Source organism: Halorubrum persicum (genome assembly GCF_002727125.1).
Taxonomy (GTDB): Archaea; Halobacteriota; Halobacteria; order Halobacteriales; family Haloferacaceae; genus Halorubrum; species Halorubrum persicum.
This window is the reverse complement of the sequence record NZ_NHOA01000125.1, coordinates 1-11,167: the sequence shown is the minus strand read 5'-3', so window position 1 is coordinate 11,167 and position 11,167 is coordinate 1. Positions and strand designations below refer to the sequence as shown.

General features: G+C 70.0%; 10 protein-coding genes. 6 read left to right on the top strand and 4 right to left on the bottom strand.

Features of this window, described 5'->3' with window-relative positions:
• Nucleotides 1-413: 413 nt before the first annotated feature.
• Together DJ69_RS18510 and DJ69_RS13845 are read right to left on the bottom strand one after the other, a co-directional pair.
• Entirely contained in the window at nucleotides 414-557 is a 144-nt protein-coding gene (locus tag DJ69_RS18510) for a hypothetical protein (protein WP_180271829.1), read from the bottom strand.
• Between the two features lie 747 nt (nucleotides 558-1,304).
• A complete protein-coding gene (locus DJ69_RS13845; RefSeq protein WP_099256143.1) occupies nucleotides 1,305-2,468 on the bottom strand; it encodes a hypothetical protein in 1,164 nt (387 codons plus the stop codon).
• Between the two features lie 104 nt (nucleotides 2,469-2,572).
• Between DJ69_RS13845 and DJ69_RS13840 the strand changes: the two genes are divergently transcribed.
• The 3 genes from DJ69_RS13840 (at nucleotide 2,573) to DJ69_RS13830 (ending at nucleotide 4,774) form a co-directional block, all read left to right on the top strand.
• Nucleotides 2,573-3,361 carry a DUF7857 domain-containing protein gene (locus tag DJ69_RS13840; protein ID WP_099256142.1) on the top strand — a complete coding sequence of 263 codons (789 nt, stop codon included), beginning with the start codon at nucleotides 2,573-2,575 and terminating at the stop codon, nucleotides 3,359-3,361.
• A complete protein-coding gene (locus DJ69_RS13835) occupies nucleotides 3,358-4,008 on the top strand; it encodes a MinD/ParA family ATP-binding protein (protein WP_099256141.1) in 651 nt (216 codons plus the stop codon). The genes DJ69_RS13840 and DJ69_RS13835 overlap by 4 nt, the downstream gene beginning before the upstream one ends.
• Nucleotides 4,009-4,084: 76 nt before the next feature.
• Entirely contained in the window at nucleotides 4,085-4,774 is a 690-nt protein-coding gene (locus DJ69_RS13830) for a peptidase (protein ID WP_099256140.1), read from the top strand.
• A 30-nt stretch (nucleotides 4,775-4,804) separates the two neighbouring features.
• Here the strand turns inward: DJ69_RS13830 and DJ69_RS13825 are convergent, their stop codons facing one another.
• Nucleotides 4,805-5,110 (bottom strand): HalOD1 output domain-containing protein, encoded by a 306-nt coding sequence (locus tag DJ69_RS13825; RefSeq protein WP_099256139.1) that lies wholly within the window; start codon nucleotides 5,108-5,110, stop codon nucleotides 4,805-4,807.
• 316 nt (nucleotides 5,111-5,426) lie between these two features.
• On the opposite strand from DJ69_RS13825, the gene pheS reads away from it, so the two are divergent.
• Both pheS and pheT read left to right on the top strand, forming a co-directional pair.
• Entirely contained in the window at nucleotides 5,427-6,935 is a 1,509-nt protein-coding gene (pheS, locus tag DJ69_RS13820; RefSeq protein ID WP_099256138.1) for a phenylalanine--tRNA ligase subunit alpha, read from the top strand.
• Complete coding sequence (gene pheT / locus DJ69_RS13815; RefSeq protein ID WP_099256137.1) at nucleotides 6,935-8,674, top strand: phenylalanine--tRNA ligase subunit beta; 1,740 nt, start codon at nucleotides 6,935-6,937, stop codon at nucleotides 8,672-8,674. The genes pheS and pheT overlap by 1 nt, the downstream gene beginning before the upstream one ends.
• A gap of 420 nt (nucleotides 8,675-9,094) precedes the next feature.
• Here the strand turns inward: pheT and DJ69_RS13810 are convergent, their stop codons facing one another.
• Nucleotides 9,095-10,240: an aminopeptidase gene (locus tag DJ69_RS13810; protein ID WP_099256136.1), complete on the bottom strand. Its 1,146-nt coding sequence runs from the start codon at nucleotides 10,238-10,240 to the stop codon at nucleotides 9,095-9,097.
• Between the two features lie 163 nt (nucleotides 10,241-10,403).
• Here DJ69_RS13810 and DJ69_RS13805 point away from each other — a divergent pair, with 163 nt between their 5' ends.
• On the top strand, nucleotides 10,404-11,072 hold the full coding sequence (locus tag DJ69_RS13805) for a DUF7119 family protein (protein WP_099256135.1): 669 nt from the start codon (nucleotides 10,404-10,406) through the stop codon (nucleotides 11,070-11,072).
• The last annotated feature ends 95 nt before the right edge of the window (nucleotides 11,073-11,167 follow it).

The window sequence follows — 11,167 nt, the reverse complement described above, 5'->3', positions numbered from 1 at the left end:
CTATTCAACACAGCACTCCGGAGGGGTATCAAGAAGTGGGCCGACAGTATCCTCGCCTTCCAAATTGTCCGCATCATTGGCATCCCCAGATGTGGCTGGATCATCCCAGTTAGCATCCGCATTATCAGCGCACTGCGCACAGGTATGGTCCTCGTGCTTCATCCACCGCGGCAGTGTCCGCTGGCACTCGTCGCATACAAACGTCTGCTCACTCATAATAGAAGCTGGATGGGATGTATAGATAGGCCAGTATGGATATATCTTTCTAGCTGGTGTAGTAGTATTAAGAAGAGCCTACCCGCCGGTTCTTCGAAGAACACGATAGTTGATTCATTGCGTTCGTATCACTAGAAGATCACTCACGCCGAGTTGTCGCTTCGACCGATCAGTGAGCTCTCAGTCCCACCCCTCGCTCATCGGTCACTCGCAACTTCACACCCATACTTCGCTTTGATCTCCTTTCTCGAGTGTGTCCGGCCTTCCTGAATGTTGACCTCCCTCGCAGCGATTGCGTTGAGATCTACGGCTGTTTCCGGATCGATTGGTTCGAGACTCATCGCTCTTGATGGCGCGAGTCGCAGTTACAACCCCGATCTGAAGTCCCCGATTTCGGCGGATATAGCCTCGAAAGGACGATCCGTTCTCAGTATGAACTCGCGCCCGTCACGTAGATTCTTGCCGTGGATACATAGAAAACCACCAGACAGCGTCGGGATGAACGCCGTAATACTGAAGAGCGCGTGCTTTCGTTCGATATATGACTGTTTGCTCGTCCTTCCGGCTCGATTGGAGAAACCATCTCGAATCCGGACGGAGTCTAACTGCTGTCTGGAGGGAACTTGTCAGTACGGGGATCGTTATTCGTCTTCGAGGGCGTCGTAGATGTTCCGGTTCGAATCTCGGTCGTCCGCCGCGACCCGCTGGACCAGCTCCCGCCGGATGTCCTCCATCACGTCGTCGAGCGGTGACGTCGTTTCCGCTCCCTCTTCGGTAGCTATGCCCGGAAGAACGCGTCGAACGCCGTTAATCGTTCGGGTCCGACGAATCGCCCGTCAACTGGTCTAGCCCGTATCGGACGAGTTCGTCTCGCCATTCCTCGATCTCACCGGTTAGGCCCAGCTCTTCGGTGTGAGATCGTAGATACTCGGTGATAGCCCCAACGTCAACGGCCGCTTCGTCGGTGCCGAATCCTTTCAGGATCTCTCACTTCGTCGGTATAGTCGTTCGACGGTCGAACCAGCGTCCGTCGCGCCGCGAGCCGAACGCCGATCGCCAGATCCCGGCCGTCACCCGTCCCGAACCTCTCACTCCGCGTCCGCGACGATCCACGGCTTCGCGTCGGGGTCGTACTCGGCGATCGCGCCGCTGTGGCTGCGCGTCTCGGGCGCGAGGACGCCCACGTGTTTCAGCTGTTGGACGAAGTTGAACAGGACGTTGGTCCGGATCACGTCCGTCCAGACGTCTCGGTCTCGGTAGAGCCGGGCGGTCTCACCGCGCTCGATCAGCTCCCGAGCGCGGGTCGCGCCCCGGGTCGTACAGAACGCGCTCAGGAAGACGTTCGGGTACTCGCGGACGAGGCGCTCGACGAGATCGAGGAACTGCACGCGCGGCCCCTCCTTTCGGAGCGCGTCGAGCAGCAGCCCGAACTCGGGGTGTCTGACGAACGAGTTCCGGAGCAGTATCGCGAGCGGCGGGTGGACCTCGGCGACGGTGCGCCGTCCCACGTCCTCCTTCGTCAGGCGCAGGTCGTCGAGGGCTTCGATCCCGTAGCCGCGGAGCACCGTCGCGGCCAGTCCCCCCTGTTCGGTCAGTTCGTGCGGCGACCCCGCCGAGACCAGCCCGAGGGTACGCGCGCTCGCGACGGTCTCGTCGCCGGCGCCGAAGCCGTACTCGTCGGCGATCGCGTCGACGAGCTCGTCGCGGGCGAGCGGGCCGTATCTGTCGAGCGCGACGACCGGCGCGAAGTAGTTGAGCGGCTGCGCGAGGCTCAGCGTCGTGATGTCGCCGCCGAACTCGTTCCCGCGGAACCGGAGCGACAGCTGCCCCTCGATGTCCGCGACCTCCGCGGTCGACTCCGCGCTCGGCGGCGAGCGCCACGCGGTCGCGCCGTCCTCCTCGACCCCGATGACGCCGACGCCCTTCGAGCGGAGCAGGTCGGCGTGCGGTCTCACCGCCTCCCCGTGGCCGGCGAGGTACGACACGTGGGCGCCCTGCTGGTAGGTCAGCGCCTGTCCGATGCCTCGCAGGAGGTTCGTCGACCCCTTCACCTCGATCGCGAACACGCGGTTCGCGTCGGTGAACCCGAGCACGTCGGGGTACCGCCCCCGGATCGTGATCTCGTGGCGCCGGCAGCGGTCGAGCACGTCGGCGTACGCGTCGCTGTGCGCCTCCGGAACGTGGACCAGCGGCTCGTAGTTCCGCTCGTCGAGCGCGGTCACCACGCGGTCGAACACCGCCGACTCGTTCATACGGGACGCATATCCTCGCGGACAATAAGCGGTTCTCCGGCTCCCCTCGACGGTCACTGTGCCCCCCGCCTGCAGTTTAAGTGTGGTACCGCGGCACCCGCCGTATGGACTTCGCGTGGGATGTCGACCGGGAGGGTGACGTGTCGCTGGTTCGGTGCCGCGTGCGCAACGACGACGCCGTCCCGCGGCGCGTCCGGATCGAGAGCCGGCTCGACGCCCCCGTGCTCCCCCCTCGTCGAGGAGGCGTCGCCGAGGAGGGGTGGGACGAAGGGGGCGTGACCCTGCGTCTCGCCCCCGGTGAGCGGCGGGCGCTCGGCTTCGCGGCCCGCGCCCAGCCGGCCGACCCGCCGGTCGAGGTCGCCGAGGTGACGGCGGTCGATCCGGTGGAGCGGCCGGGAGGGAGCTCTCCGACAGACGCGGACGACGGGGCGGCGTCGGCGACGGCCGCCGCCCTCCAACGGCTCGGCGATCACCGCCCGCCGAGGGACGCGGTCGCAGGGACTGCAGACGGGATGAGCAAGAGAGGCGGAACGGACGACTCAGACCCTCAGACCGGCCCGAACTCCCCGCCCGACGACGGCGTCGAATCCCCCGGCAGTTCCGCCGCCCCGGCGTCGCCGTCGGGAGAGGCGGAGTGGTTCGGTGCGGTCGACGCTCAACTCGAGGCGGTCGAGGCGCGGATCGACCGGGCGGAGCGGCTGACCGACGCCGACGTCGCGACCGCGACGGAGGTGGTCGCGGAGGTCGACGGCGTCGAGGAGCTCTCCGGGCTCGACGAGCGCGTCGCAGCGGACGCGACGCGGCTCCGAGCGCTGAGCGAACGCGCGTCGGCGCTCGCGGCGCGCGCGGAGGCGACCGACGCGCCCGTCGAGGCGCTGGAGCGACTCGCGTGATCCTCGCCGTCGCCGGCGGCAAGGGCGGCGTCGGGAAGACGACGCTCGCGTACAACGTCGCCGCCGCCCTCGACGCCGTCGTCGTCGACGCCGATCTCGGGATGGCGGACCTCCCCGGCGGTCGCGGTCCGGACCTCCACGACGCGCTCGCCGGCGCCGCCGACCCGATCGAAACCCTGCGCGCCGGGCCGGTCGACATCGTCCCCTGCGGTCGGACCCTCGCCGGCGCGCGAGCGGCCGACCTCCGGCGGCTCGAAGCGGCGGTGGCGGCGATCGAGCGGGCGCGCGGCACCGTCGTCCTCGACTGTCCCGCGGGGCGGCGTGCTGACGCCGGCGTACCGCTCGCGGTCGCGGACGCGTGTCTGCTCGTCGTGTCGCCGCGGGCGTTCGCGCTGGCCGACGCGATCCGAACCCGCGAGCTCGCCCGGGAACTCGACGCCGGGCTCGTCGGCTGCGCGGTCAATCGCGTGACTGAGGAGCCGCCGACCGGCGCGATCGCCGATGCGCTCGGCGCCCCCGCGTCGGTCGTCCCCGCCGACCCGAGGGTCGGCCGATCGGTCGTCGAGGAGCGACCGGTCGTCGACACCGCGCCCGACAGCGCCGCGGCGGCCGCGGTCCGGGAGCTCGCCCGGCGAGTCCCCGGCTGACGGGCATCGCCGTCGCCTCCCCCGCGCGGATCGCGAAGTCGCGCCTTTTTCCGGCTCCGGCACGCACTCGCTGACGATGCTCACGGTCGCTCTGCTCGTCGGCGTCGCCGTTCTGACGTTTCTCGCCGTCGAGATTGGTCCCCTGTACGCGGCCGATCGGTTTCGGGATCTCCGGGAGCCGACCGACGGCGAGCGCGGCCGGCTCGACTTCCTCCGCGAGACGGCGGGGCTCGAGGCGGACCGGGTCGCGATCGAGCGCCGCGGTGCGGACGAAGCGGGCGGCGCAAACGACGGGGTCGGCCGCGTCGAGGTCGCGGTCCGCGGCCCGCCTCGGCGGCGCGTGTTGTTCCTCTCGGAGGCCGTCCTCGACGACGTGGACGAGGACGTCGCGCTCGGCCTCCTCGCGGCCGAGGCCGGCCGCGTCGAGACGTACTACGGCGAGTTCCGCGCCGTCGCGGTCGCGGCCGTCGTCGGCGTGTTGGCGGCGATCGTCACCGCGACGGTCCCGTTCGACGCGGGGTTCGCGTCGCTCGTCGCCGTCGGCCTCGCGGCGTTCTGGGTCGGGCGACGGGTGCAGTACGCGGCCGACGACCGCGCCGCGGACGCGGTCGGCGCGGGTCGCGTCGCCGACGCGTTCGAGCGCGTGGCGGCGATCCGCGGCGTCGAGCCGGAGACCGGCGACTGGTCGACGTGGTTCGAGGTGCAGCCGCCGCTCGGCGATCGGATCGCGGCGCTGCGAGAGCGAGAGGGGTCGGAGGCGGAGTGAGCCGCCGCAGTCGGTCGCTGCGTCGGCCCGTTACCGGGAGGGCTGGACGACGGCCGCCGTCGCGTCGACGCTGACCGCGTAGCCGGCGACGGAAAGGGAGACGTCGAGGTCGACTTCCGGGTGGCTGGCCACGAGCGTGTCCAGCGCGTCCAAGTCCACGTGCTCGTAGAGGACGATCCCGGCTTCGTCGGCCAGGTCCACCGGCTCGACGCCGGCGGGATCAGAGACGGCCTCGACGACGGCGCGACTCGGCGAGACCCCGTCGTCGCTGTGTTCGACGCGGACCGCCTCTGAGACCGACTCGTGACCCCGAGCGTTCGTCGTTGCGCTGCTCATACCCGTTTCAGGGTCGAACAGACGTATAATACCCTCGCCTAATTTATCGATACTGATACTCTATCGCGAGCGGACGGTCGTCCCCGGTCCTCCCTCGCACCTCCAACACACGACCGCGCGAAGCGGTATCGCCGCCGGGACCGACGACGAGGCGTTCGGGGTCGGATTAGCTCACGGCGGGGTGGGTGGGCCACCTCCGCTCTTGCGAACCCCGCGCGGCGGCTCCGCCCTACGGCGGGATGGTGCACCCGCGCGGATCGCCGGCGACGTGCCGGAACCGTTACCAACCAGCCAGACGCGTATACAGACAACTCGAATGCGACTCCCGGAACGACAGCTCGCGGTCCTCGAAGCCGCGAGCGCGACGGACGAACGGACGATAGACGAGATCGCGTCGGAGACCGGGCTGAAACCCGAGACGGTCACCGGCGCCGCCTTCGATCTCCGCGACGAGGGACTCCTGTCCGTCGTCGAGACGGCCGCCGAGACGCTCAACCTGACCGACGAGGGCCGTCGGTACGTCGACGGCGAGCTCCCGGAGACGCGGCTCTACCGCGCCGGACTCGCGCTCGGCGCCGACGAGTCCGCCGTCTCGATGGGGCGAGTCATCGGCGAGGCGGACCTCGACGGCCCCGAGGTCGACATCGCGCTCTCGAACTTCGCGCGCAAGGGGTTCGGCTCGATCGACTCGGGCGAACTGACCGCCGACCCGGCCGCCGATCCCGACGCCGACCCCGAGGCGGCCGCGCTCGCCGCGCTTGCCGACGGCGCGGCCCCGGACGCCGACGACGCCGTGCTCGACCAGCTGGACTCCCGTGGACTCGTCGACCGCGGCGAATCCGTCACTCGGTCGGTGACGCTCACCGACGACGGCGTCGACGCGCTCATGACGGGCGTCGAGGCGACCGAGACGGTGTCGGAGCTCACCCCGGAGCTGCTCGCCAGCGGCGAGTGGCGCGACGTGGAGTTCTCGGCGTACAACGTCGAGGCCGACGCGCCAACGACGCGAGGCGGCCGGAACCACGTCCTCCGCCGGACCGCGGACCGGGTGAAGGACGTGCTGGTCGGCATGGGTTTCCAGGAGATGGAGGGTCCCCACGCCGACAGCGACTTCTGGATCAACGACTGCCTGTTCATGCCCCAGGACCACCCGGCGCGGACCCACTGGGACCGGTTCGCGCTCGACGTGCCGCCGATGGAGGGGATTCCGGACGAGCTGATGGCCCGCGTCGAGGCGGCTCACCGCGACGGCTGGGGGATCGACGGCGACGGCTACCACTCGCCGTGGTCACAGGAGTTCGCCCGCGAGGTCGCCCTCCGCGGCCACACCACCTCGCTCTCGATGCGGTACCTCTCGGGGATCGCGGGTGCCGAGCTCGAGCCCCCGCAGCGCTACTTCTCCGTCGAGAAGGTGTACCGCAACGACACGCTCGACCCGACGCACCTGCTGGAGTTCTTCCAGATCGAGGGGTGGGTGATGGCCGAGGACCTCTCGGTGCGCGACCTGATGGGCACCTTCGAGGAGTTCTACCGGCAGTTCGGCATCACCGACATCCGGTTCAAGCCGCACTACAACCCCTACACGGAGCCCTCCTTCGAGCTGTTCGGGGAACACCCCGAGACCGGCGAGGAGATCGAGATCGGGAACTCGGGGGTCTTCCGCGAAGAGGTCACCGGCCCGCTCGGCGTCGACTGCGACGTGATGGCGTGGGGGCTCGCCCTCGAACGGCTCGCCATGCTGACCACCGGCGCGGAGGACATCCGCGACCTCCACGGGACCTTGGCGGACATCGAGTTCCTGCGTGACGCGGAGGTGAGCTACTGATGCCCGTCGTCGACATCGACACCGACGAGCTGCGCGGGCTCACCGGCCGCACCGACACCACCGACGAGGAGTTCAAGAAAGACCTGTTCGGGCTCGGGTTGGAGTTCGAAGGCGAGACCGACGACGGCCTCCTCCAGTTCGAGTTCGCGCCCGACCGGCTCGACCGCCTCTCCGTCGAGGGGGTCGCGCGCTCGCTGCGCTACCACTACGGCGACGACCGCGGCGTCTACGTCCCCGAGACGAACGACCCCGAGTGGACCATCGAGGTCGACGAGTCGGTCCCGGACGAGCGCCCGTACGTCACCGGCGCCGTGGTCCGCGGCGTCGACCTCGACGAGGGCGCGCTCGACTCGCTGATCCAGCTGCAGGAGAAGCTGCACGCGACGATGGGGCGCGGCCGCGCGAAGGGCGCCGTCGGCATCCACGACCTCGCGATGGTCAAGGGCGCGCCGCTACAGGAGGGCGCGGAGCCGTCGATCACCTACCGCGGCGTCGCCCCCGACGGCGACACGTTCGTCCCGCTGGACGCGAACGACGAGCTGACCCCGTCCGAGGTGCTCGCCGAGCACGACACGGGGCAGACGTACGCCGACCTCGTCGAGGAGCTCGACCGCTACCCCGCGATCTACGACGAGCTCGGCCTGTTCTCGTTCCCGCCCGTCATCAACGGGAAGCGGACCGAGGTGACGACCGGCTCCCGCGAGCTGTTCGTCGAGCTCACCGGCACCGACCAGTGGACGATCGACCGGATGTGCAACATCATCTGTTACGCGCTCTCCGCCCGCGGCGCGACGATCGAGGCGGTCGAGGTGAACTACGCCGACGGCGCGACGCACCCGAGCGAGTACGGCGCGGAGCTGGTCCGCCCGAACCTCGACACCGACGAGAAGGCGGTCGGCCACGACCGCATCGAGACCCTCCTCGGCGTCGACTTCGAGCCCGAGGAGGTCGTCGACTGCTTCGAGCGCGCCGGCCTCGACGCCTCCTACACCCTCGACGAGGACGTGACCTACGAGGTGGAGATCCCGCCGTACCGCGTCGACGTGCTCCACCCGCTCGATCTGGTCGACGACGTGGGGCGGGCCTACGGCTTCGACAACTTGGAGCCGCGCTACCCCGACGTGGGGACGGTCGGCGGGCGCCACGAGCGCTCCCGGCTGGAGGACGCGGTCCGGACGAGCCTCGTCGGGCTCGGCTTCGAGGACCTGCTCAACTTCCACATGACGAGCGGGACCGAGAACTACGACCGCATGCACGTCGAGCCGGGAAGCGACGCCTTCGGCGGCGGCGACCCCGTCGCGATCACGGAGCCGTACAGCGAGGAGTACACCCAGCTCCGCACGTGGGCGCTCCCGTCCCTCCTGATGCTGCTCGAACGGAACACCCACAACGCGTACCCGCAGGACGTCGCGGAGGTCGGCTTCGCGGCCGAGCGCGACGAGACGACGGACACGAACGTCGCCGAGCGCCGCCACGTCGCCGGCGCGGTCGCCCGGCGCGACGCCTCCTACGAGGCCGCGAAGGGCCGCCTGCAGTCCGTGTGTGACGACTTCGGCGCGGAACTGGAGACGCCCCGCACGGAGCACCCCTCCTTCATCGACGGGCGGACCGCCGCGGTCGTAATCGACGGCGAGGAGGTCGGCGTGATCGGCGAGGTTCACCCCGCCGTGCTCGTCGAACACGACCTGGAGGTGCCCGTCGCCGCCTTCGAGTTCCACCTCGACGCGCTACAGAAGTAGGGGCTCGATCTTTACGTTACTGTCGGGTATTTATACGTCGCCGACGACTCCGCGGTGAGAACCTCCAAAGCCCTAGCCGCTCACTTATAACGGTTGTTGACGGCGGATCGACGATGGACACCTCCAAAGCCCCAGCCGCTGAGGCGGGCGTAGGCTCGCTGCGGTCCTCAGTCGCTCGCTCCGCTCCCTCCTTGCGGTCCTTACGTCGCCTACGCCCGCCTCAGCGGCTGGGGCTTTGAGTCCCACCCGACCCAAACCACACAGCCTCACACCTCCCCAGCCTCGTCGCTGGCGGCGACAGCCGCCAGCGACTCCCTCGCACGCGCTCCTCGCGGCCGCCATCGGCGGCCGCTCGGAGGCGCGCGCCACCGCACCGACGTATTTACTTAAATACCGTACGCCGTCCACGACTTCGATCGGTCAGCCCTCGAACCCCTCCTCCCACCGGAACGTGCCGTTGCGCTGGACGACCTCGCCGTCGATCTCCAGCCGGGAGCGCTCGCTCACGTCGCTGATCATGTCGACGTGGACCGCGCTGTCGTTGCCGGAGTCGCCCTCCGGCAGGCAGGCGTCGTACGCGCGTCCCACCGCGAGGTGGACCGTGTCGCCCATCTTCTCGTCGAAGAGGATCGAGTCGGTGAACCGATCGATCCCGCGGTTCATCCCGATCCCGAGCTCGCCGAGCCGCCGGGCGCCGGCGTCCGTGTCGAGCACGCTCGCGAGCGCGTCCTCGCCGGCGCCCGCCGAGAAGTCGACGACTTCGCCGTCCTCGAAGACGAGGTGCACGTCTCGGACGCGCGTCGCGTCGATCGTCATCGGCACGTCGAAGAACGCCTCGCCCTCGGTGTCGACGGGGGCGGTGAACACCTCGCCGGAGGGGAGGTTGTGGGAGTCGTACGCCACGGAGGCGGCGGAGTTGACCGCGGTCCGGCCCGCGATCGACATCGACACGTCGGTGTCGGGGGCGCCGTCGCGCTCGGTGACGATCCGGACCTCCTCGCCGGCGTCGAGCGCGTCTTTCATCGCCGCCATCTCGTCGGCGAGCGCCTCCCAGTCGCGGAGCACGGCGTCGTAGACGAACTCGCGGTACTCCTCGTAGGCCATCCCGGCCTGCTGGGCGAGCGAGCGCGTGGGGTGGACCGTCGACACCCAGTCGGTGTCCATCCGCGCCTCGCGCGCGTCACGTCTCGCCGTCGCGTAGGCTTGCCGCGTCGCACTCGACACGTCCGCCGTCGCGGTCGTGTTGCGCCCCCCGCCGATCCGGAGGTAGGCGTCAGCGGCCTCGAACAGCGCGCGCTCGACCGCCGGGTCGTCGTCGAATGCGGGGACACCGTCGCCGCCGTCGCCGTCCGCCCCCGCCTCGGCGCCTTTCAGATACGCCCGCGAGACCTCCGCCGATCCGTACAGGGTGGTCGCGTTCGCGCCCCGCTCGCCGAGCGCCTCGACGACGGCGACGCCCAGATCGTGGGCGTCCTCGGCGACGCTCACGACCACGTCGTCGCCGGCCTCGATCCGCGCGCTCCAGTCGACGAGCAGTTCCGCGTGTTCGCGTACGCGTTCGTCCATGCCGCGAGGTCTCGGTCGGCAGATAAAAACCCCTCCTCGTCGGCGGCACGCGCTGGGTTCGCGCGTCGCCCTGCCGGCTCGCCGGGCGTCTCGGGCGTCGTCGTCGTCAGCGAAACCTGCCCGGTGCCGGCCGCTTATGTGCGCGCACTCGAAGTGGTAAGGTATGAACGAGGAGTCACCCGCGGACAGACGCTCTCCCGTCGGCGAGCCGGTCGTCCGGTCGGACCCGGAGGTCACGGGCGAGCGCGCCGCCGAGGCGGTGGGGTTCGACCCGGACGACCCCGAGAGCGTCGCCGAGGCGGCCGAAACGGTCGCGCGCTTCGCGGCCGGCGACGTCGGCGACGACGACCACGTGCTGATGCTCCGAGGGGCCGCCGCCTGCGCCGCGCTCGTCCGCGGCGTCGGCTCGTACAAGGCGGCCGCCGAGCGCGCCGGCGACGACGTTTCGGTGGCGTTCATCCGGAAGTGGGCGCGCGTCCACGACCTCCCGCAGGCGATCCGCAGGCAGGTCGCGAGCGGACAGATCGCGCCGAGCGCGGCGAAGCACGTCGCGCGACTCGGGGGGACCGACCGCTACCTGCTGGCGTGGGCGACCATCGACGGCGACCTCACGGTCCGAGAGGTGCGCGCCATCGCCTCCGCCGTCAACGACGGGAGCGACATCGAGGCCGCGGTCCGCGAGGCCGGCGTCGAGCTCGGCCACGTCGGGCTCCGGCTCCCGCTCGACGCCTACGTGGAGCTCAGGCGCCGCGCCTCGAACCGGAACGTCGCCCCCGGCGACCTCGTGGCGGAGGCGCTCGACGACTACTTCTCCGAGTCGGACCCGGCGTAATCCGCGGCGAAGCGGCCGACCGCCGCGGCGATCGCGTCCCGCCCCCGCTCGACCTCCCCCCACGCGATCGTCTCGTCCGGGTAGTGCGCCTCCGC